A 21,814-nucleotide genomic window follows, 5' to 3' on the forward strand; every position below is an offset into this window, starting at 1 on the left:
CGCGGGCGGCGACGCCGCGCGCCGCGCCGGCACCGGAAGGGCCCACGCCGCCGTGCGCGATCACGGCGCGCCGTGCGCGTGACGGCTCGGAACGTGCGCGGGCGCGGCGCCTCAGCGCGCAGTCGTGATCACGACCTCGAGATATTCGCCGGGCACCACCAGCGACTCGCTCCCGGCGACGTTGAACTCGTCGAGCAGCGCGACGATGTCGGCCTCCATGCGCTGCCGACCCGCCGCATCGAGCGCCGCGAACGCCTTGTGGGTCGGGCCGTACCAGTCGCGGAACACCTGCACCCAGTGCGCGGCGTCGCGGTAGCGGAAGTTGAACACCCGGCGCTCGACCTGCATGCCGGCAGCGCGCGGCCCGAACAGCTCCACCAGGTGCGGCTCGCTGCCCCAGAGCGCCGGCGACGCCACGCCCGCCGGCGGCGGCACGTGCGCGCCGATCACCTTGAAGAGGCGCCCGATGAAGCCGGCCGGCGTCCAGTTCGCCATGCCGATGCGCCCGCCGGGGCGCACCACGCGCAGCATCTCGCGCGCGACCTGCGGGTGATCGGGCGCGAACATGCAGCCGAAGGTCGAGAGCACGACGTCGAAGCGACCGTCCGCGAACGGAAGCTGCTCGACGTCGGCAACCTCGAACTGCACGGCGAGGCCTTCGGCGGCGGCGCGCGCGCGGCCTTTCTCGAGCAGCGCCGGCACGTAGTCGCTCGACGTGACGTCGGCGAAGCGCCGCGCCGCCGCCAGCGTGGCGTTGCCGTTGCCGGCGGCGACGTCGAGCACGCGCTCGCCGGCGCGCACGTCGACGGCCTCGGCGAGCAGCTCGCCGACGATCTGCAGGGTGGTGCCGATCACCGCGAAGTCGCCGCTCGCCCAGGTGGCTTGCTGGCGCGCCTTGATCGCGGCGAGGTCGGGGCGGGTGACGGGTTCGAGAACGCTTTCCATCGCAGGGCTCCTTGGGGTGGGGGGTGCGACGCATTCTTTCGAGCGCCCTGCGTTGACGCTTGCCCGCGAGTCGTGCAGATTTGATCGGGCGTCCGCGTCTCGGGCGCGCCTCCCCCGAATGAGCGCCTCCGATCCGCTCTCCGACGTGCTGCGCAGCGTGCGGCTGCGCGGCGCGGTCTTCTTCTACGTGAGCTGCGGCGACGAGTGGGCGTCGGTCGCGCCGCCGGCGAGCATGCTCGGGCCGGTGGTGATGCCGGGTGCCGAACACGTGATCGCCTACCACCTCATGGCGCGTGGCGACGGCTGGGCCGCCATCGACGGCGCGCCGCCGGTGCGCTTCGGCGCCGGCGACGTGGTTCTCGTGCCCCACGGCGACGGCCACTCGATCTCGAGCGCGCCGGGTCTCGTGCCGGCGTGCGACGACGGTGCCTGGGTCCACCGCATGCGCAACGATCCGAAACCGATCCCGGTGACCTATCACCACGGCGTGGTGCACCCTGGCGCCGAGCTGCCGGCCGACGAGGCGGCGGCGGTCCTGGTCTGCGGCTTCATCGGTTGCGACGTCAAGCCGTTCAACCCGCTGCTCGGCGCGCTGCCGCGCCTGCTGCACCTGCGAGCCGATGGCGTCGGCGCATGGGTCGCGCCGGCGCTGCAGCAGGCGGTCGCCGAGTGTCGCCAGCAGCGCTCCGGCGGCAGCGCGGTGCTCGAGCGGCTCAGCGAGATGATGTTCGTCGACGCCGCACGGCGCTATCTCGCCTCGCTCGACGAGGGCGCCTCGGGCTGGCTCGCGGCGCTGCGCGACCGCCACGTCGGGCGCGCGCTCGCGCTGCTGCACGAGCGCCCGGCGCACGCCTGGAGCGTCGACGCGCTCGGCCGCGAGGTCGGTCTCTCGCGCTCGGCGCTGCACGAGCGCTTCCTCGCGCTGCTCGGCCAGGCGCCGATGCACTACCTCGCCAACTGGCGCATCCAGTGCGCCGCCGCGCTGCTGCGCCAGAGCGATGCTTCCGTGCTCGCGGTCGCGCAGGAGGTCGGCTACGACTCCGAGGCGGCGTTCTCGCGCGCCTTCAAGCGCATGGTCGGCGAGCCGCCGGCGACGTGGCGGCGCCGGCAGCGGCGTGCGACCGCGGCGGCGCTGGGTGCCGCGAGCTTGGCCGACGCAAGCGCCACACGAGCGGATCCGAACCCGGGCACTGCGACGGACGCTGATTGAACGCGTGCGCTGCAGCGGCTGGAGCGGGATGCACGCGGCGGCGGAGCCGATGCGACGGCAAACGGGTGCTGCCGGGCGCGGCGCGCGATCAGCGGCGATGGCCCGCCGCCCGCGCGGCCGAATGCCTGCGTCGCCAGTGCGGCTTGCCTGTCACCCGATGGTCGCCGTCACCCACCTGTGGTACTGTATAAACGTACAGCCAAGCTCCACGGGTGACACCATGCCATCGCACTACCGCCAGCTCTACCGTCCGAAAGCCGACAATCTGCCGCCATGGGTTCGCCGCATCGTCCTCTGGTTCTGACCGCTTCCGGGCCGGCTTGCAGGCACGGGCGAAGCGGCGAGTCGCGGCCATGAACGCGCCGCTGCTGCCCGAGATCTTCGCGCGCGCCGAAGACGAGCCCCAGGCCGACCTGCCGCTCGCCGCCGAGGGCGTGCTGCGCTACGTGTGGGAGGGCCGCTTCGGCCCCATGCTGATCGAGGTGCGCGATGGCCGCGCCTACGTCAACGGCCAGGCGGTCGAGCCGGCGGTAGGCGAGACCGGGCCTTCGATCGACGAGGACCGCGCGCCCCGGCCCTAGCGGCCAGCGCGCTGCCGGGGCGACCGAACCCGCCGCGATTCGCTTCGAGCACACGCCTGCCGCTCGTGCAGGGCGGCCTCACCCGCCTGCCGCGACGCTGTCGCTGGCAGACTTCGTGGATGCGGATCCTCATCAAGACCCTGCTCGGCACACTGCTCGCGCTGCTGCTTGCCGCCGGGATCGCGCTTGCGCTCGCGGTCGACAGCGCGCCACGTGTCCTGCCGCGCACCGACGTATCGCCCGCCGATGTCGATCGCGCGGTGACGCTCGCGCGTGAGCACGGGGCCAGGCTGACCGCGATCGGAGTCTCGCGCGCGCTCCGTCTCGACGCACGCGACGTCGACCTGCTGGTCCGCCACGCCGTTCAGCGGGTCCTGCGCGCCGACGCCCGGGCACGTCTCGAGAGCGGCCGCATGGTCGTCGACGCCAGTGTTCCGGCGCCTCTGGGGCGCTGGCTCAACGTGGAGCTGGGACTGCGCCAGAGCGGCGCGGCACTGCCCCAGATCGAGCGCGTGCGGGTCGGCTCGCTGCCGCTGCCTCCCACGCTCGTGACGGCGGCGGCGCAGCGGTACGCCGCCCGCCGCGGCGTGAACCTGGACCAGTTGCTCGGCGTCGAGTGGATCGAGCACGTCACGTTCAGCCCGCAGGCGCTCGCGGTCACCTACCACGTCGAGCCGGACACCCTGAAACGCCTGCGCGCGGCGATGGCGCCTTCGACGCTGAAGGAGGCCCGGCTGCGCGCGTACCACGACCGCTTCGTCGAGGTGAGCCGACGCGCGACCGGCGGGCACCTCGATCTCGCGCCGATGCTGCGGGCGCTGTTCGAACTGGCTGCCGCACGCAGCGCCGATGGGCACGATGTCGTCGAGGAGAACCGCGCGGCGTTGCTGACGCTGACGCTCCATGCGAACCAGCGCCCCCTCGGCCTGCTCGTGCCTGCCGCATCGAGCTGGCCGGTCGCGCCTCTGGTGGTCGTGACGCTGCGCGGCCGCCCCGACTCGGCGCTGCACTTCCTGGTGTCGGCGGTGCTCGCCGCCGAGGCCGACACGCCGCTCTCGAAGGCGGTGGGCGTGTGGAAGGAGCTCGAAGACGCCAAGCGCGGCGGCAGCGGGTTCAGCTTCAACGACCTCGCGGCCGATCGCGCCGGCACCCGCTTCGGCCATCTCGCAGTGCGTGAGGCCGCCGAGTTGCAGTCGCGCATCGCGGCGACCACGCGCGACGCCGACCTGATGCCGGGCGCCGCCGACCTGCCCGAAGGCATGTCGGAAGCGGATTTCCAGGCACGCTTCGGCGGCATCGAGGGCGAGGCCTACCAGCGCCTCGTCGCCGACATCGACCGCCGCATCGAGGCGATGCCGATGTTTCGCTGACGAGCGGGGCACCGCCGTTCCTGGACCTCCGATGCACCTCGTCCAGTTGCTGCTTCCCGTCTACGACAACGCCGGCGCCGCGTTTCCGAAGGCGCTCTACGAGGACGTGCGGCGCGAGCTCGTCGACCGCTTCGGCGGCATCACCACCTACAGCCGCGCGCCGGCCAAGGGGCTCTGGCGCGACGGGGGCGGTGTCGATCGCGACGACATCGTCGTCTACGAGGTGATGGCCGACGCGCTCGACCGCGCATGGTGGGCGGGCTACCGGGCGAGCCTCGAGCAGCGCTTCGCGCAGGACGAGGTGGTGGTGCGCGCGCTGGCCGCCGAGCGGCTGTAGCGCGGGCCGGCTCGCACGCGGACCTCGATCGCGCGCCTCGCCGGGTGACACCCGGCGCGGTCGGGCCGACGCGAGCGGCCGGGTGCGACGGTTCGCTTCCCGTGCAGGGCGCAGACACGCGCCATCGCGATGCCGCCGCTGCCTTGGCCGACCGCCACGACGCAGGGCAACGAACCGTCGCCGCGCGGCCGAGCAGGCCCGGCCATGCGACGCCGCCGCGCGAGTGGCGTCGCCGTTCGACCGTCTGCGCCGCCCGCGTCGGGTTTGTTCCTACTCACAAGGAAGGGGTCAACGCTTTCAATCGCACCAACTCCCTTCGGAACGGCGTTCCGTACAACGAAACGCACGTGACGCTCCCCACTCGGGACGGGCCGAGCGCCGGCGGGAGCGACGTCCCGACCTGCGCCAACGATCAGGCCGCCGCGGCGCCCTGACATGAAGAGGAGACCCCATGAAGCTCAGTGCCACCGCCACGACGCTCGTCGCGCTCGCGGCTCTCTCGACTCCGACCGTCATGTTCGGCGCGGCGGCCGATCTCAATGCCTGCTGCACGCCAGGTGATCAGGACATGCCCAAGAGCGGCGGCAACCTGGGCAACCAGAGCTACTCGTCGCTGAGCCAGGTCAACCGCTCGAACATCAGCCAGCTCGGCCCGGTTTGGAAGACCAGCACGTCGGCGGCGGCGGTGACCCAGCCGACCCCGCGAGCGGGCGCGGCCGACACCGGGCAGCAGACCACGCCGGTCGTGGTCGATGGCGTGATCTACGCCGACACGCCGGCGGGTGGCGTGATCGCGGTCAACGGCGCCAATGGCGCGGTGAAGTGGAAGTGGGAGCCGACGACCGCGAGCGGCGCGCCGTTCGGGACCACCGGAACCCGGCGCGGCGTGTCGGTCGGCGCCGGCAAGGTCTACACGCTCGCGGCCGGCAACCGCGTCGTGGCCCTCGACAAGGACACCGGTGCGCTGGTCTGGGCGGTGCAGCCGACCGGCCCCAACGGCGCGTCGCTCGGCAACATCGCCAAGGTCGGCACGATCTATCACGACGGCATGGTGTTCGTCGGCACCAACGACGGCAGCCGCAACGCCGCGTTCGCGGTGCGCGCCAGCGACGGCGGCATGTTGTGGTCGTTCTACGGCGGCGCCGAGCCGGGCCGCATCGTCACCGACGTCAACGGCGTCAGGGTCGACGCCGGCGCGACCTGGGGCCCGCTGCAGCCCAACGGCCAGAGCTGCGCGCTCACCTCGGGCACCTCGCCGTGGCTGCATGGCGCGGTCGATCCCGAGCTCGGCATCTTCTACGTGACCTTCGGCAACGTGCGCAGCTGCCAGTCGTCGCAGGACGGGCAGCAGCGGCCGGGCGACAACCTGTTCGGCAACTCGCTGGTCGCGCTCGACATGCGCACCGGTGCCTACAAGTGGCACCACCAGTCGGTGCGGCACGACATCTTCGACATGGACAACGTGCACTCGCCGGTGCTTGCCGACGTGAGCGTCGGCGGGCAGACGCGCAAGGCCATCTACTACGGCAGCAAGGCGCACATGACGTTCATCCTAGATCGCACCAACGGCAAGCCGCTGACGGGCGCGATCGTCATGAAGCCGATGGTGGTCGACACGCGCCAGAACAACGCGCCGACGCAGCCGTTCCCGGCGCACGGCACCTGGGTCGACACGCTCGGGCCGGGGCCCGACGAATGCATCGTCTGGGAGAAGCTCGGCACCGACAACATCCCGGGCAACCCCTGGCGCGGCGTTCCCAACTACAACGGCTACCAGCCTGACGCGCAGGGCAATCTGGTCTACACCGAGCCGAACTACCTCGACGTCGACAAGCCGTTCGTGCAGTACCCGGGCGGCTACAACCCCCGTGGCGAGGCGCAGTCGCAGCCGCACCGCCAAGGCTGCCTGTGGGAGCCGCACTTCGACTTCCCGGTGCTGACGATGTCGAGCCAGAACGGCGGCGCCGACCTGTCGAACCACGGCTACAGCCCGCGCACCAACCTGTATTACGTGCCGTACGGCGTCGCGCCGGTCGCGCACTACCGCTCGGCCGGCAGCAACGGCCTGCGCGCGCTCGGCGAGTACCAGACCGGCGGCGTGTTCGCGATCAACGCGTCGACCGGCAAGCTGGTGTGGCAGAACCACCTCGGCCTCGACGCGGCGCACGGCCAAGGCGTGCTCGCGACGGCCGGCGACCTGCTGTTCGCGAGCCAGCCGGACGGCATGCTCTACGCGCTCGACGCCACCAACGGCAAGACGCTGTGGAAGTTCCAGACCGACGGCGAGATCGAAGGTGCGGTGACGACCTACTCGATCAACGGCGAGCAGTACGTGCTCGCGATCGCCGAGGGCGACAAGCTGTGGGCGTTCAAGCTCGGCGGCAGCTACAAGTCGGCCTCGGGCAGCAGCGAGATGCCGACACCCGCGCCGTTCGTCGTTCGGCGCGCGGTCGGCGGCAGCGCGGTCGAGGGCAGCACGCTGAACAACACCGTCTACCTGGCGCGGCCGAACCGCACCGACGTCGCCGCCTCGGTCGACAGCATCGCGACCAACGGCATGAGCCCGACGTTCATGCGGGTTCCGGTTGGCACGACGGTGACGTTCACCAACCCCGGGCCGGCGCAGATGCCGAACTTCCCGAACCAGAAGATGCACTGCGCGACGCAGTTCTTCGAGGGCCTGTTCAACCCGAAGCTCGCTCCGGGAGAGTCGTTCCAGTACACCTTCACCAAGGAAGGCGAGTACTTCTTCAACGACTGCACGGACCCGCGTCCGACCGGCAAGGTGGTCGCGTACCACGTGCCGCAAGACGTGCCCGGTGCGCTGCAGCTGGTTCCGTCGACGCTCAACATGCGTGCCGCCAACGGCGTCTTCACCAGCGTGCAGGGCCTCGTCACGACGTCGTTCAAGGTGCCTGCCGGCTACACGCGGCCGACCGAGGTGCGTCTGAAGACGCCGCTCTCGACGATGCTGTTCCCGGCCGTCACCGCCACGCTGAGCGGCGACGGACGCACCCTCGTCGCGACCTTCGACAAGGCGCTGATCGACAACAACATGCCGGCCGGCGACGCGGTGCCGCTGACGCTGATGGCCAACTTCATGAATGCCGGCGCCGAGAAGCAGCTGACGTCGACCGCGACGGTCCGCGTGATCAAGTAGTCTCCCGACGAGGAGCCGGGTGCCGCGAGCGGTACCCGGTGATTCGGTCGACTTCAGGGCCGCGCGATGCGCGGCCCTTTTTTGCGTGGAGCGATTCGCCGAGCGCCCGTCCGGCCGATCGATGCCACGGGCGGTCAACCGAAGCGCGGCGTGCCGCGTCTTAGACCGCGAGGGCCGACGCGAGCGGCGTCGACGCCGCTCGCGGGCGAGGCGGTCGGGGCAGCACCGGGCGAGCGTCCGACGACCCGTCGCCACACGGCCCTCGCCGATCATTTCTTTCAGCGGCCGCGCCATGCTCAGCACCGACACCTCGAACGCGGCGCTCGTCGGCCGCTACGACGAGATTCCCTACGACGCCAAGCCGCACGAGGCGACGCACCCCGCGCGCCTGGCGGCGATCGCCACGCTGGCCGGCCACGCCGGCCCGGCGCAGCACGCCGCACGCGTGCTCGAGGTCGGCTGCAGCGAGGGCGTCAACCTGATCGCGATGGCGGTCTCGATGCCCGCTGCGCAGTTCGTCGGCTGCGACCTCTCGCCGCGGGCGATCGCCGCCGGCCGGGCGATGGTCGACACGCTCGGCCTTGGCAACGTCACGCTCGTCGAGGGCGATCTCGCGGAGCTTCCCGCCGAACTCGGTGCGTTCGACTTCGTGATCGCGCACGGCGTCTACTCGTGGGTGCCGGCGCCGGTGCGCGACGCGCTGTTCGCGCTTGCGCAGCAGCGGCTGACGCCGGCCGGCATCGCCTACGTGAGCTTTAACGTGCTGCCCGGCTGCCGCGTGCGTCAGGCCGCGTGGGACGTGCTGCACCGGCACGTCGACCTTCTCGATAGCGCACGGGCGCGCGTCGACGCCGCGCGCGCGCTGGCTCAGCAGCTCGCGACGGTCCTCGCGCCGAGCGTCGAGGCCGACCAGGCGCTGCGTGCCGAGTTCCGGGCGCTGGCCGAACGCAGCGACAGCGAGCTCTTCCACGACGACCTCGCGGTGCCGAACGAACCGGTGCTGTTCGACACCTTCGCGCGCCATGCGGCCGAGCACGGCCTGCGCTGGCTCGGCGAGGCGCAGCTGCAGAGCACGAGCGTCGGCGATCTGCCGGCCGAGACGCAGGACGCGCTGGCGCGACTCGAGCCGTTGGCGCGCGAGCAGTACCTCGACTTCGTGCGGCTGCGACGCTTTCGCCAATCGCTGCTGGTGCGCGTCGACGCGCCCACGGACGCTCGTCCGCCCGTCGAGCGCGTCGCCGCGCTGCACGTGTCGGCGAGCTGGGAACTCGCGCGGCTCGCCGGCGCCGGCGGCATCCACAAGCTCGCCAAGAGGCTCGACCCCGCGAGCGGCGGCGGCGGTGCGATCCGCAAGCTGCTCGAGACGCTGGTCGCGAACCAGCCGGCGGCGCTGCCGGTGGCCGCGCTGCCCGATCTCATCGGCGGCGCGCTCGCGCGCCCGCTCGACACGGTGCTGGTCGACGCCGCCGCGGCCGGGCTCGTCACCCTGCACGCCGAGCCGCCGCCGCTCACCGTGCAGCCGGGCGAGCGGCCGCTCGCAAGCCCGCTGGCGCGCCTGCAGGCGCGCACGGCGAGCAGCGTGACGACGCTCGCCCACACCCACGTCAGCATCGCCGACGCGCAAGCGATGAAACTGCTGCCGCTGGTCGACGGCAGCCGCGACCGCGCGGCGCTCGGCGTCGCCGCCGGGCACATCGCGCCAGCGCTCGGCGCGCGCAGCGCCGACTTCGTGAACTTCGCGCTCGACAAGTTCGCCCGGCTCGGCCTGCTGGCGGTCGAGACGCCGGCGAACGGATCGGTTCGCTGACCGGCGCCCGGCGCACGTGCCGGCGTGGAGCGTTGAAGGTGGCGGTCCGACAATCGCGCCTGGAGCGGACGACGGAGCGCGTGTGAAGACCTACGACATCGAAGTGCAGCGCCTGAAGTCGGCGCGCCATGACCACGGAATGATCGAGCTCGGCGCCGACGCGCTGGTGCAGACACGCCAGCTGCGCGACGGCCAGCCGGACGCGAGCGCGTTGCGCCTCACGGTCGACAACGCGCGCGCGCTGGTGCTGCTGCTCAAGCAGCAGCTCGCCGAGCTCGACAAGCTGCAGCCGCGCAGCCGCCGCTCGGGTCGCGCCTGAGGCGAGCTGCCGCGCGGCGCCTTACTCCTCGAGCATCGACCGCAGCGGCTCCTCGGCGAGTGCTTTCGCGATCGCCTCGTGGTTCGGGGTGCCGGCGGCGAGCGCCTTCTGCAGGTTCCTGGCGTACTTCTCCATGCGCTTGGGCGGCAGCAGCGGCTCGTCGGGGTCGATCACGGCTTCGATCAGCGCCGGCCCGTCGTGGGCGAGTGCGGCATCGAGTACCGGGCCGCAATCCTCGGGGCGCTCGACGCGCCAGGCCCGGATGCCGAAGCCTTCGGCAACCTTGACGAAGTCGATCGGCTGCAGCGCGCACTCGGTTTCGACGTTGCCGAGGAACATCATCTGCTCCCACTTGATCTGGCCGAGCGAGTCGTTGCGGACGACCACGATCTTGATCGGCAGGCGGTAGCGCACGACCGTCGCGAGCTCGGCGATCAGCATCGCGATGCCGCCGTCGCCGCCCCAGGCGACGACCTGCCGACTCGGGAACGCGAGCTGCGCAGCGATCGCGTACGGCAGCGCGCACGCCATCGAGGCGAGCAGGCCCGATCCGGCGAACTGCTGGTCGGCCCTGGCGTCGCAGTAGCGCGCCAGGATGCCGGTGTTGTGGCCGGAGTCCCACGCCACCATCGCGTCGGCCGCGAGCCGATCGCCGAGGTCGCGCGCGATGCGGCCGGGCTTCATCGGCGCGCCGGGGCGTTCGACGGCGTCGCGCAGGAGCTGGCGCCAGGCCTGGGTGGCGCGCTGCGCTTCCTCGAGGAACGAGCGGTCGTTTTTGCGGGCCAGCCGCGGCAGCAGCGCCGCCAGCGTGCCGCGCGCGTCGCCGACCAGGCCCACCTCGACCGGAAAGCGCAGGCCGATGCGCGTCGGGTCGCGGTCGATCTGCACGCCGGTCGCCTGCTCGGGCTTGGGGTAGTACTCGATGTAGGGAAAGGTCGAGCCGACGATCAGCAGCGCGTCGCAGCGCTCGAACGCCTCCTGCGACGGTCGCGTGCCCAGGAGGCCGATGCCGCCGGTGGTGAGCGGGTGGTCGTCAGGGAGGAGAGCCTTGCCGAGCAGCGCCTTGACGACCGGCGCGCCCAACGCCTCGGCGACCGCGACCAGCTCGTCGCGCGCGCCGAGCGCTCCCTGGCCGGCGAGGATCGCGACCCGGCTGGCGCGGTTCAGGCGTTCGGCGGCCGCGTCGAGGTCCGCCTCGGTCGGCAGCCGGCGCTCGTCGGTCGGCGTGAACGAGGCGTGGTGCGCGACGTTGCGCGACGACGGCTCGGCGTCCTCGACCGGCTCCTCCTGCACGTCGACCGGGATCGACAGGTGCGCGACGCCGCGCCGCGCGAGCGCCGTGCGGCAGGCCAGCGCGACGACGTTCTCGACGTGCGCCGGACTCATGATGCGGGCGCTGTATTCGGCGACGTCGGCGAACAGGCGCGGCAGGTCGACGTCCTGCTGCGTGAAGGTGCCCACCAGGTCGTGATACGGCAGGCCGGTGATCGCGAGCACCGGCGCGTGGTCGAACTTGGCGTCGTAGAGCCCGTTCAGCAGGTGCACGCCGCCGGGCCCGGTGGTCGCGAGGCAGCAGCCCAGCCGTCCGGTCCACTTGGCATGCGCGCAGGCCATGAACGCCGCCGCTTCCTCGTGGCGCACCTGCACGAAGCGGATGCGATCGGAACGCGTGCGGATCGCCTCCATCACGCCGTTGATGCCGTCACCCGGCATCCCGAACACGCGATCGATGCCCCAGGCGATCAGGGCGTCGACGAGGACGTCGGCGCCGTTGCGGGATTCGGGGGTGTCGCTCATGGGGGCTCCGGTGGACGGCGGCTCGGCCGGCCGAGAGATGACCCCGGGCAAGTGGCGTGCGCGCGGCGCCGCCGCAAGGCCGGCGATCAGCCGCCCGAGGCTGCCCCCGGCGGCACCAGCACCGGCACGCCGCCCCGGAACAGCGCCGTGATGCGGTGCAGCCGCATGCGCCATGCGCCGTCGTCACCGCGCACGAAGTCGGCCGTGTTGTCGGCCACCAGGATCGGCGGGTTCGACGGCAGCACCGGCACGCCGTCGGCGGCGTAGACGGTCAGGATCCCGGCGACGGATGCGGTGTCGGCACCGGTGACGCGCGTGCGCAGGTTGGTCAGCACGTGGCGCACCAGGCGCGCGCCGCGCGATGCGCGATAGGCGTAGTAGTCGGCGACCGCAGCCGGTCCGTCCATGCGGTGCTCGAGCATCGAGTAGACGCAGTCCGCGGTGTAGAAGTCGAGCGCGCCCTTCGCGTCGTTGGCATCGACGTCCCACCAGTAGTCGACGAGGCGCTCCTGCACCGCGAGGCGGGTCCGGAAGTCGTCGTCCGACGCGCTCATCGGATCATCGTGCGCCAGCGCGCCGCTTCGTTCTGCACGAACTGCAGCATCTCCTCGGGCGATCCGGTCACCGGCTCGGCCGCCGCCGAGCGCAGCGCCTGCTGCACGTCGGGCGCGGCGAGCGCGCTGCGCAGCAGCTGGTTGAGCTTGCGGACGATCGGCTCCGGCATTCCTTTCGGTCCGACCATTCCGTACCAGAGCGTGAGATCGAAGCCGGGGTAGCCCGATTCGGCGAAGGTCGGGATGTTCGGCGCCGCGGCGACGCGCTGCGGCGCGGTGATCGCGAGCGCCCGGGCGCGGCCGCCCTGGAGCATCGCGCCGACGCCCTGCAGGCTGACCAGCGTCGCCTCGACCTGGCCGCCGACCAGGTCCTGCAGGGCCGGCGCGGTGCCCTTGTACGGGATGTGACTGAGCTGGATGCCGGCCTGCCTGGCGAAGATCTCCATGCCGTAGTGGGTGGCGCCGCCTTCGCCGTTGGACGCATAGGCGATGCTGCCCGGCGCGCGTTTGGCCTCATCGACGAACTGGGCGAGCGTGCTGCCCTTGAACTTCGGTCCGACCGACAGCGTGACCGGCTGCGCCGCGAGCATCGCGATCTGCGTGAATTGCGTGACCGGGTCGGTGCCCTTGCCCTGCAGCAGCTTGACGGTGCCGTCGGTCGACGTCACGAGCAGCGTGTAGCCGTCGGGCGCGGCGCGCATGACCTGCTCGGAGCCGATGCCGGCGCTCGCACCGGGCCGGTTCTCGACCAGCACGGGCTTGCCCAGGATCGCCTGCATCTTCTCGGCCATCAGCCGGCCGAGCCGGTCGGTGAAGCCGCCCGCCGGCCACGGAACCACCACCGTGATCGCGCGCTCGGGGTAGCTGTCGGCCTGCGGCTGCGCGTGGGCCGACGCTGCGAGCAGCACGCCCGCGCCGAACGCCATCGCTGCGATCCGTCGTGTGAACCTCATGTCGATCTCCAGTCGGTCAGTGGGTTAGAGGTACTTCACCTCGCGGGTGATCGCCGCGGCGGTCTTCAGGAGCGGCGGCACCAGGCGCGCCAGCACGTCGGCGAGTTGCCAGCGCGGCGTCGGCACGGCGATGTTGACGGCGCCGAGCGGGTGCCCGTGCGGGTCGACCAGCGCCGCGGCGATCGAGACGTCGCCGATGAATGCCTCCTGGTCGTTGAGCGCGTAGCCCTGCTCGCGGGCCCGTTCGAGGGCGTGCCTGAGGCCGGCGAGGTCGGTGACGGTGCGCGGCGTCATCGCGGTGCGGCGCGCGGCCTTGAGCCGGGCCAGCGCGTCGGCGGGCTCCATGCGCGAGAGGATCGCGCGACCCGCCGCGGTGCAGAACGCCGGCAGGCGCGAGCCGACGTGCAGGTCGACGCTCACCGCGTGCACGCTCGGGTAGCGCGCGACGTAGACGATCTCGTCGCCTTCGAGCTCCATCAGGTTGACCGTTTCCGAGGTGCGCCGGTTCAGCGCCTCGAGATGCGGCTGCGCGCGCTCGCGCAACTGGTCGGTCGCGAGAACGGTATGACCGAACTCGAGCATGCGTCCGGACAACCGGAACGCCTTGCTCGCGGCGTCCTGCCGAAGATAGCCGAGCACGCGCAGCGTGTGGGTGATGCGCTGCACCGCGCTGCGATCGAGGCGCGCCATCTGCGCAAGCTCGGTCAGGCCGACCGCGCGCCCGGCGGTGTTGAGCGCCTCCAGCACCCGGAAGCACTTGGCGACCGAGCCGACGAACAGCGGGCTCGCGCCCTCGGCCGGCGCGAGCGCCGGGCGAGGGCGCGCGGGAGCCGGCGGCAGCGTCATCGTGCAGCGTGGGCCGCCGCGACGAGGCTGCCGTAGAGGTCGGGCCGCCGATCGCGCCACCATGGAAAGTGCTTGCGCGCCGCGCTGACCGCGTCGAGATCGACCTCGGCCGTGAGCAACTCGGGCTCCTGCGTGCCCGCTTCGGCGACGATCATGCCGCGCGGGTCGACGATCATGCTGCGCCCCAGGTGGTGGCGCGGGCCCTCGGTGCCCACGCGGTTGCAGGCGAGCACGAAGACGCCGTTCTCGTAGGCGCGCGCCCGCAGCGGCACCTCCCAGATCGAGCTGCGCTGGGCCGGGTCGGCGTAGGTGGAGAACGCGATCGGCATCGCGATCAGCTCGGCGCCGGCGAGCGCGAGCGCGCGCGAGGCTTCCGGATAGAGCCGGTCGTTGCAGATCTGCACGCCGATGCGGGTGCCGGCGACCGCATACGTCGCGAGCGAGCCGCCGGGCGCGAAGTAGAACTTCTCGAAGCTGCCGGTGCCGCCCGGGCCGTCGCTCGGGAAATAGGCGGGGATGTGCGTCTTGCGGTAGCGCCCGGCCTCGCGGCCGTCCTCGTCGTAGACGAACGCGCTGTTGAACCAGCCGTCGTTCGCGCGCTCGGCGAACGGCAGCACCAGCGCGATGCGGTGCCGGCGTGCCTTCTCGCGCAGGCCGAGCAGCACCTCGTGGGTGTCGTGCATGAACCAGCGGTCGAAGTTCTCCTCGAGCCGGTTGGCGAAAAAAGGCGTGAGGAACAGCTCGGCGAAGCTCAGCAGCCGCACGTCGCGGCGCGCGGCTTCGTCGAGCAGCGCATGCGCGGCCTCGGTGATCGCGCCGAGGTCGCCGTCGACGACGCTGCCGGTCTGCGCCGCCGCCAGCGTGAGGGTTCTCGCCATGTGGGCCGCTCCTTATCGATACGCGATATTGACACATTGCAGAGCGATAACAGGGTCGCCTACAGTGCGGCAGCCCCGCGGCCACTGCCGCGTCCCGATGGAGCATTTCGCATGGAGCGTCGCCATTTCCTGCTCGCGTCCGCGGCCACCCTGGCGAGTCGCGGCGTCCTCGCGCAGCCGGCGCCCGCTGCTGCGTGGCCGGCGCGCCCGGTTCGCCTGGTGATCGGCTACCCGCCCGGCGGCAGCACCGACGTCGCCGGCCGCCTGCTCGCCGATGCGCTGTCGCGCAAGCTCGGCCAGCAGGTCGTCGTCGACAACCGCGCCGGCGCCGGCGGCACGGTCGGCGCGGCGTCGGTGGCGCGCGCCGAGGCCGACGGCTACACGCTCCTGCTCGCGGCGTCGCCCGAGGTCTCGATCGCCCCGATCACGATGAAGGCGATGCCGTACGACCCGCTGCGCGACCTGCAGCCGATCACACGCGTCGGCCAGGTGCCGTTCTTCCTGGTGGTCAACCCGTCGGTGCCTGCGAATACGCTGGCCGAGTTCATTGCCTACGCGAAGGGCAACCCGGGCAAGCTCAACTACTCCTCGTTCGGCAACAACACGTCGAACCACCTGGCGGGCGAGCTGTTCAAGTCGCTCACCGGCGTCAGCAGTGTCCACGTCCCTTACAAGGGCAGCGGTCCGTCGATCACCGACCTGATCGGCGGGCAGGTGCAGTACACGTTCGACACGCCGCCGGCGGTGCTCGAGCACGTGCGCGCCGGCAAGCTGCGGGCACTCGCCGTGGCGACGAGCCAGCGCCTGCCGGGTGCGCCGCAGGTGCCGACGTTCGCCGAGGCAGGCCTTCCCGAGTTCTCGGGCGGCACCTGGTTCGGCCTGTTCGCGCCGGCGCGCACGCCGCGAGCGATCCTCGAGCGCGTCAACGGCGAGACGGTCGCGCTGCTCAACGCTCCCGAGCTCTCGAAGGCGTTCAGCGACCGCGGCATCGTCGCGTCGCCGCAGTCGGCCGACGAGTTCGCCCGGTTCGTTCAAGCCGAAGTCAACAAGTGGAAGACGCTCGCCGCGCGCATCGGCATCGTCGCCGAATGACCCTCCGAAGCCGATCCCGATGAGAACCCTGCTGACCCATGCGACGCTGATCGACTGCGTCGAACCGCGCGCCCAACCCGACTGCTCGGTCCTTCTCGAGGACGGCCGCATCAAGGAGATCTTCCCGGGCGGCGCGGTGCCCGCGATCGGCGACGCCGAGACGATCGACCTGGAGGGCAACTACCTGATGCCGGGCCTCTGGGACGTGCACATCCACCCCGACTACCTGTCGCTCGCGGAGATGCCGCTCGCCGACCAGGTGACGCTGTTCGGGCACCGGCTGCAGGCGGGGCTGCTCGAGTCGGGCATCGTCGGCTTCCGCTGCGCCGGCGCGCACCACTTCATGGACGTGGCGTGGAAGCGTGCGTTCGAGTCGGGCCAGCACCTCGGCCCGCGCCTGTTCGCGTCGGGCCATTTCCTCACCACCACCGGCGGCCACTTCCTCACCTCGGGGCACGCGCTCGAGGTCGACGGGCCGTACGGCTGGGTCAAGGCGATCCGCGAGCAGATCAAGAACGGCGTCGACCACATCAAGCTCAACCTCTCGGGCGGCATCATGGGGCCGGCCTGGGACCTGCACCGCCACTCGTTCCTGCTCGACGACGAGCTGAAGGCGGCGTTCGACATCTGCAAGCTGCGCGAGTTCAAGGTGATGGCGCACGCCACCAACCCGACGGCGGTCAAGGCCGCCATCCAGCTCGGCGCGCACAGCATCGAGCACGGCTACATCCTCGACGACGAGTGCATCGAGCTGTTCCTCGAGCACGACGTCTGGTACGTGCCGACCCTGTCGATCAGCCACCTCACGCCGGGGCAGGCGACCAACGACTGGGAGCACCGCTGGGTCAAGAACCGCAACCTCTCGCACAGCCTGTGCTGCCGGGCCGACGCCGCCTCCGACGTGCACCAGGCCGGCTTCATCAAGGCGCTGAACGCGGGCGTGAAGATGGCGCTCGGCTCCGACATCCGGCCGCTCAAGGACGCCGCGCTGCTCGAGCTCGGCCTCTGGGTGCGCGACGGCGCGACGCCGTGGCAGGCGCTGGTCGCCGCGACGCGCAACGGCGCCGCGATCTGCGGCGTCGGCGACCAGCTCGGCACCATCGAGGTCGGCAAGATCGCCGACCTCATCGTCGTCGCGGGCAACCCGCTCGACGACATCAACCAGGTCCGGCGCCTGCGCCTCGTGCTCAAGGACGGCCGCGTCGTCGCCGACAAGCGCGCCGAGGCGCGCTGAGATGCCGGCCAACGCAACGCCGCGCGTCGCGGTGGTCGGCGCCGGCATCGTCGGCACCAGCATCGCGTACGCGCTCGGAAAGCGGGGTGCCGACGTCACGCTCGTCGATCGCGACGAACCGGGCCGCGGCTGCAGCTTCGGCAACTCGGGCGCGGTGAGCCCCGGCTCGGTCGCACCGCTCGCGCTGCCCGGCGTGCTGGCGTCCGTGCCGACGATGCTGTTCGACGACGAGAGCCCGCTCTATCTGCGCATGAGCTACCTGCCGCGCGCGCTGCCGTGGCTGCTGCGCTTCGTCGCGTCGGCGCGTCCGGCGACGGTCGAGCGCTCGGCCGCCAGGCTCGCGGCGCTGCACGCGGGTGCGCTCGACGCGCACGAGGCGATGGCACGCGAGCTCGGCGTGCCGGAGCTGTTTTTGCGGCGCGGCCACCTGCACCTCTACCCCGACGCACAGGCGCTCGCGAAGGACGCGACCGGCTGGCGCCTGCGCGAGACCTACGGCTACCGGGTCGAGCGGCTCGACCGCGCCGGCATCGAGGCGCTCGAGCCGAACGTCGCGGCACGCTACCGAGTCGGCGTGTACCTCGCCGATCACGCGACCATCCTCAACCCGTTCCGCTACGTGCAGGCGATGGCGCGCGCGTTCACCGGCACCGGGGGACGGCTGCTGCGCGCGTCGGTGCACGCGGTGGTGCCCGAAGGCAGCGGCTGGCGCCTGCGCACCGGCGGCGACGCGGAGCAGGAAAGGTTCGACCATGTCGTCGTGGCGGCCGGCGCCTGGTCACGCACGCTGCTGGCCCCGCTCGGCGTCGACCTCGCGCTCGAGAGCCAGCGCGGCTATCACGTGCAGTTCGAGGGCGGGCGCGACATCGTCTCGCGCACCGTCGTCCTCGCCGACCGCAAGATCTTCGTGGCGCCGATGGAGGACGGGCTGCGCGTCGGCGGCACGGTCGAGATCGCCGGGCTCGACGCGCCACCCGACGAGCGTCGCGCTGCGGTGCTCGGCCGCATCGCGCGCGAGACCTTCCCCGGCCTCGAGCCTCTGCCGAGCCGCGTCTGGATGGGCCATCGCCCGTGCATGCCCGATTCGGTGCCGGTGATCGGACCCGCGCCACGCCATCGGGGCCTCTGGCTCGCCGTCGGCCACGGCCATTTGGGTCTGACCGATTCGCTCAACACCGCCGCCCGCATCGCCGACGCCCTGCTGGACGCGCGCACCGCCGCCACGGCCGGCGCGGAACTTGCGCTCGGCTGATCGTTTCATCTCCAGGAGTCGCCATGTCCCGCCTCAGCCGTCGTTCCGTCGTCGCCGGTTTCGCCGTCGCTCTTTGCATCGCGGCGACGCCCGGACACGCGCAGTCATGGCCGTCGCGCCCGATCCGGCTCGTGATTCCGTTTCCCGCCGGCGGATCGACCGACGTCGTCGGCCGGCTGATCGGCGAGAAAGTCTCGCGCGCGCTCGGCCAGCCGGTGGTGGTCGAGAACCGCGCCGGCGCCGGGGGCACCCTCGGCTCGGATGCCGCGGCCAAGGCACCGCCCGACGGCTACACCTTCCTGCTGGGCACCAGCAGTACCCAGGCGATCGCGCCCGCGCTCTACACCAAGCTGCCGTACGACCCGGTGCGCGACTTCACGCCCGTGACGCTGCTCGGCACGGCGACCATCCTGATGGTGGTGCATCCGTCGGTGCCGGCGCGCAGCGTCGGCGAGTTCATCGCCTGGGCGAAGTCGAAGCCGGGTCAGGTGATGTACGGCTCGACCGGGAACGGAAGCGTTTCGCAGCTCACTGCCGAGTACTTCAAGTCGCTCGCCGGCATCGAGATGCAGCACGTGCCGTACAAGGGCGATACGCCGATGACGCTCGACCTGGTCGCCGGGCGCGTCCAGGTCGCGTTCGGCACCGCGGTCGCGTTCCTGCCGCACGTGCAGGCGGGCAAGCTCAACATGCTGGCCGTCACCGACGCCAGGCCGTCTCCGGTCGCGCCGAACGTGCCGACCGTCGGCGCGTCGGGCCTTCCCGGCTTCGAGGCGTTGCAGTGGTTCGGCCTGCTCGCGCCCGCGGGAACACCGGGCGACGTGGTGGCGCGGATGCACGGCGAGGTGGTCAAGGCACTGCAGGCGCCCGACGTGCACGACAAGCTGCAGGGCCTGGGCATGCAGATCGCCGCGAGCGGCCCCGACGCGTTCGGCAGCTTCATGCGCGCCGAGTCGGCCAAGTGGGGCAAGATCGTGCGCGACGCCGGGGTCAAGCCCGACTGATCACCTCGAGGCGGGTGGGTCGCCGGTGCCGGGTGCGCGCTGTCCGCGGCGACGGTCGCGCAGCATGAAGAGGTAGAGCCCCTCGACCTTCTCGCGCGCCCACGGCGTCTTGCGCAGGAATCTCAGGCTCGACGCGAGGCTCGGCTCGACGCTGAAGCAGCGCACCGGCACCCGCTCCGCGAGGCCCTCCCAGCCGTACTGCTCGACGAGCGCGGTCACGATCGCCTCGAGCGTGAGGCCGTGCAGCGGGTTGCGCGGTTGCGCAGGCGGGGAGGCGGGATCGTCCATGCAGGGCAGGGTCAAAGCGGCGAAGGAACGAGAGCCGCGCGGCCGAGGAAGGCCGAAGGCGCGAGCGTAGCCGCTCGCCGGGCTCGATGGCGACGCGAGACCCTGGCCCGCGGGACGCAGCCGACCAGCGGTTGGCGTCGCGAGCGCGCGCGACGCCGTGGTCGCGGTCGGATCGCGCCCGTGCTTCACCGATGGAGCCGTTGCGCGCCGTCGCGCCGCGACCGCCGGTGCTACGACGCCATCGGCGGCGCCTCCGGCTCGTGCACCGCTTCCCCGGCGCCGGTGGCGGCTTCGGCGGCCGCGATCGCGGGTTCCGGTCCCGTGTCGGGATCGCGCCGCGCGCTCGCGAACATCTCGGCAAGCCACTGCAGCAGCAGGGCGCTGTACGCGCGCTGATGGACCTCCTGCGTGAGGCCGTGGTCGGCGCCCGTCATGTTGCGGTAGGTCAGCGACTTCGCCTGCACGCAGGCCTCGCGATAGCTCTCGATCACCGCCGGCGGAATGATGTCGTCGTGCTCGGACGCGACCAGCAGCACGTCGCCCTTGAACTCGGCGCAGGCACGCAGCGCGCCGTTGCGCCCCGCGGCGACGAAGTTGCGACGGTAGGCACGCAGGTCCTGGTCCTTGTGGAGCTGGAGCTTGGGCACCTCCCAGCCGTCGTCGATGTAGAGCGCCGGCACGCGCAGCGCGAGCCAGCGCACCGGGCGGATGGTCGTGAGAAAGGCCGCCAGGTAGCCGCCGTAGCTGCTGCCGACCACCGCGATCGCCGACGGGTCGACCGACGGGTGCTCGACGAGGCGGTCGTACGCTGCGGTGAGGTCGCGCAGGTTGGTCTCGCGCGAAACCTGCTCGCGCTGCTCCTTGGTCGCGGCATGGCCGCCGAGATCGAACGTGAGGCACACGCAGCCCAGCCCGGCCACCTTGCGCGCGCGCACCAGGTACTGCTGCTGGCTGCCGCCCCAGCCGTGCACGAAGAGCACGCCGGGCACCAGCATGCCGGGGGTGATGAGCGTGCCGGCGAGCTTGTCGCAGGCGCCCTGGATCTCGATCTTCTCGTCGCGGGTGGTCATCGGCGTTGCAGGACGGCGTACTTGGTGATCGGTCCGAGGTGGTCGTCGACCCCGGCGAAGTAGACGACGGCGCCGTCGGGCGGGGTCTGGTCGGGGCCGTGCATCTCGACCGTCGACGCCTGCACGGTATCGAGGCCGGGGTCGGCGGCGATCGCCTCGAGCGCCGCGATCTCGGCGCCGCTCGCGCCGCCGATCCGCCACGACTGTTCGAGCACGCCGGCGTGCGGCCGCCCGTCGGCGTCGTGCCCCGCGGCAACGTCGTAGTTGGCGCGCGACGCGAACATGCCGTCGAAGCAGGCGAGCGCCGCAGCGTGGTACGTGCGCGCCTGCGCGACCGCGCGGCGCACACCCTCGTCCGGCGCGATCCGGCCGAGCGTCTCGAGGCCGCCCGGCGCGACGGTGAGCGTCGAGCCGCCGTAGACCTCGTGGCCGTGCCGGTTGCGCGTCGCGCATTGCGTGCCGTAGTAGCTCGCGAGCATCGAGCCGACGCGCACCTGGCCGACGCTGTAGGTGCGGATCTCGTCGAGGTTGCGCTCGACCACGAGGCCGTGGCGCGCGATCTCGGCAGCCTCGAGCGCGCCGAGCTGCGCGTCGAGCTCGGCGGTGTCGCGGGCGACGCTCTGGCCCGAGCCGCCGATGCCGCACGCGAGCTTGATGCGGACCGCGCCGCCCGCGAGCAGGCGGCGCCCGGCGGTGGCGGCGTCGTGCAGCGAGAACGCCGCGAAGCCCGGCAGCACGACGTCGCGCACCCGGTCCGCGAAGGCGTGGCTCCAGCCCGGCGGCGCTGCTGCGTCGGCCTCGACCAGCGGATGGGTGATCGTCTTGGTGGCGACGAACGGGTGCGGGACGACGCCGCCGAAGAGGTCGTCCTCGCCGGCGATGCCGAACGCACGCGCCCTGTCGAGCGAGGTCAGCGTCTCGTTCGGCACCACGTAGCCGAAGCCGCCGTCGGGCGCTGCGCCGTTGCCGTCGGTCTCGCCGAACGCACAGCCGATCAGCGTCGCCAGGCGCCTGGCGAGGCAGCGCTGGGTGACGATCTCGTGCTCGCGCGCGTCGGGGCGGCACGCGAGGAAGGTCACGCGTCGGTGGGCGCTCAGCATGGAAGCGGCGCCGTCGT

At 72.1% G+C, this 21,814-nt stretch carries 20 protein-coding genes; 11 read left to right on the forward strand and 9 right to left on the reverse strand.

The annotated features are described in order from the left end of the window. Positions 1-111: 111 nt before the first annotated feature. Positions 112-945: a class I SAM-dependent methyltransferase gene (locus HQN59_RS12640; RefSeq protein ID WP_176069456.1), complete on the reverse strand. Its 834-nt coding sequence runs from the start codon at positions 943-945 to the stop codon at positions 112-114. Positions 946-1,063: 118 nt separating this feature from the next. Here HQN59_RS12640 and HQN59_RS12645 point away from each other — a divergent pair, with 118 nt between their 5' ends. The 7 genes from HQN59_RS12645 to HQN59_RS12675 all read left to right on the forward strand — a co-directional run bounded on the left by HQN59_RS12645 (position 1,064) and on the right by HQN59_RS12675 (position 9,729). Beyond that, complete coding sequence (locus tag HQN59_RS12645; RefSeq protein ID WP_176069457.1) at positions 1,064-2,155, forward strand: AraC family transcriptional regulator; 1,092 nt, start codon at positions 1,064-1,066, stop codon at positions 2,153-2,155. Positions 2,156-2,508: 353 nt separating this feature from the next. Further along, the gene (locus HQN59_RS12650) at positions 2,509-2,736 is read left to right on the forward strand and encodes a hypothetical protein (protein ID WP_176069458.1); all 228 of its coding nucleotides are present in this window, start codon (positions 2,509-2,511) and stop codon (positions 2,734-2,736) included. Between the two features lie 119 nt (positions 2,737-2,855). Next, a complete protein-coding gene (locus HQN59_RS12655; RefSeq protein ID WP_176069459.1) occupies positions 2,856-4,106 on the forward strand; it encodes a YfiM family lipoprotein in 1,251 nt (416 codons plus the stop codon). 31 nt (positions 4,107-4,137) lie between these two features. Continuing rightward, positions 4,138-4,443, forward strand: coding sequence for a hypothetical protein (locus HQN59_RS12660; protein ID WP_176069460.1), 306 nt, complete (start codon positions 4,138-4,140; stop codon positions 4,441-4,443). 451 nt (positions 4,444-4,894) lie between these two features. Beyond that, positions 4,895-7,603 carry an outer membrane protein assembly factor BamB family protein gene (locus HQN59_RS12665; protein ID WP_176069461.1) on the forward strand — a complete coding sequence of 903 codons (2,709 nt, stop codon included), beginning with the start codon at positions 4,895-4,897 and terminating at the stop codon, positions 7,601-7,603. Between the two features lie 292 nt (positions 7,604-7,895). Beyond that, on the forward strand, positions 7,896-9,410 hold the full coding sequence (locus HQN59_RS12670; protein ID WP_176069462.1) for a class I SAM-dependent methyltransferase: 1,515 nt from the start codon (positions 7,896-7,898) through the stop codon (positions 9,408-9,410). A gap of 82 nt (positions 9,411-9,492) precedes the next feature. Next, on the forward strand, positions 9,493-9,729 hold the full coding sequence (locus HQN59_RS12675; RefSeq protein ID WP_176069463.1) for a hypothetical protein: 237 nt from the start codon (positions 9,493-9,495) through the stop codon (positions 9,727-9,729). Between the two features lie 21 nt (positions 9,730-9,750). Here the strand turns inward: HQN59_RS12675 and HQN59_RS12680 are convergent, their stop codons facing one another. The 5 genes from HQN59_RS12680 to HQN59_RS12700 all read right to left on the reverse strand — a co-directional run bounded on the left by HQN59_RS12680 (position 9,751) and on the right by HQN59_RS12700 (position 14,757). Further along, entirely contained in the window at positions 9,751-11,526 is a 1,776-nt protein-coding gene (locus tag HQN59_RS12680; protein WP_176069464.1) for a thiamine pyrophosphate-dependent enzyme, read from the reverse strand. Positions 11,527-11,612: 86 nt separating this feature from the next. Continuing rightward, positions 11,613-12,080, reverse strand: a complete 468-nt coding sequence (locus HQN59_RS12685; protein ID WP_176069465.1) for a nuclear transport factor 2 family protein — start codon at positions 12,078-12,080, stop codon at positions 11,613-11,615. Continuing rightward, entirely contained in the window at positions 12,077-13,033 is a 957-nt protein-coding gene (locus HQN59_RS12690; protein WP_176069466.1) for a Bug family tripartite tricarboxylate transporter substrate binding protein, read from the reverse strand. The genes HQN59_RS12685 and HQN59_RS12690 overlap by 4 nt, the downstream gene beginning before the upstream one ends. Positions 13,034-13,057: 24 nt before the next feature. Beyond that, a complete protein-coding gene (locus HQN59_RS12695) occupies positions 13,058-13,879 on the reverse strand; it encodes an IclR family transcriptional regulator (protein WP_176069467.1) in 822 nt (273 codons plus the stop codon). Then, on the reverse strand, positions 13,876-14,757 hold the full coding sequence (locus tag HQN59_RS12700; RefSeq protein ID WP_176069468.1) for a carbon-nitrogen hydrolase family protein: 882 nt from the start codon (positions 14,755-14,757) through the stop codon (positions 13,876-13,878). The genes HQN59_RS12695 and HQN59_RS12700 overlap by 4 nt, the downstream gene beginning before the upstream one ends. 111 nt (positions 14,758-14,868) lie before the next feature. Here HQN59_RS12700 and HQN59_RS12705 point away from each other — a divergent pair, with 111 nt between their 5' ends. The 4 genes from HQN59_RS12705 to HQN59_RS12720 are packed head-to-tail and all read left to right on the forward strand — an operon-like array spanning position 14,869 to position 19,339. Continuing rightward, a complete protein-coding gene (locus tag HQN59_RS12705) occupies positions 14,869-15,849 on the forward strand; it encodes a Bug family tripartite tricarboxylate transporter substrate binding protein (RefSeq protein ID WP_176069469.1) in 981 nt (326 codons plus the stop codon). Positions 15,850-15,868: 19 nt separating this feature from the next. Continuing rightward, entirely contained in the window at positions 15,869-17,083 is a 1,215-nt protein-coding gene (locus HQN59_RS12710) for an amidohydrolase family protein (protein WP_176069470.1), read from the forward strand. A 1-nt stretch (position 17,084) separates the two neighbouring features. After that, positions 17,085-18,335 carry an NAD(P)/FAD-dependent oxidoreductase gene (locus HQN59_RS12715; RefSeq protein ID WP_176069471.1) on the forward strand — a complete coding sequence of 417 codons (1,251 nt, stop codon included), beginning with the start codon at positions 17,085-17,087 and terminating at the stop codon, positions 18,333-18,335. 23 nt (positions 18,336-18,358) lie between these two features. After that, entirely contained in the window at positions 18,359-19,339 is a 981-nt protein-coding gene (locus HQN59_RS12720) for a Bug family tripartite tricarboxylate transporter substrate binding protein (protein WP_176069472.1), read from the forward strand. On the opposite strand, the gene HQN59_RS12725 is transcribed toward HQN59_RS12720, so the two are convergent. From HQN59_RS12725 to HQN59_RS12735, 3 genes are all read right to left on the reverse strand, one after another. After that, positions 19,340-19,627 carry a VF530 family protein gene (locus HQN59_RS12725; protein ID WP_176069473.1) on the reverse strand — a complete coding sequence of 96 codons (288 nt, stop codon included), beginning with the start codon at positions 19,625-19,627 and terminating at the stop codon, positions 19,340-19,342. 230 nt (positions 19,628-19,857) lie between these two features. Next, positions 19,858-20,697 carry an alpha/beta hydrolase family protein gene (locus HQN59_RS12730; RefSeq protein ID WP_176069474.1) on the reverse strand — a complete coding sequence of 280 codons (840 nt, stop codon included), beginning with the start codon at positions 20,695-20,697 and terminating at the stop codon, positions 19,858-19,860. Continuing rightward, entirely contained in the window at positions 20,694-21,797 is a 1,104-nt protein-coding gene (locus tag HQN59_RS12735; protein WP_176069475.1) for a DUF3182 family protein, read from the reverse strand. The genes HQN59_RS12730 and HQN59_RS12735 overlap by 4 nt, the downstream gene beginning before the upstream one ends. Between the last annotated feature and the right edge of the window lie 17 nt (positions 21,798-21,814).

The sequence above is a fragment of the Rhizobacter koreensis genome, assembly GCF_013366375.1.
Lineage (GTDB): Bacteria > Pseudomonadota > Gammaproteobacteria > Burkholderiales > Burkholderiaceae_C > Schlegelella_A > Schlegelella_A koreensis.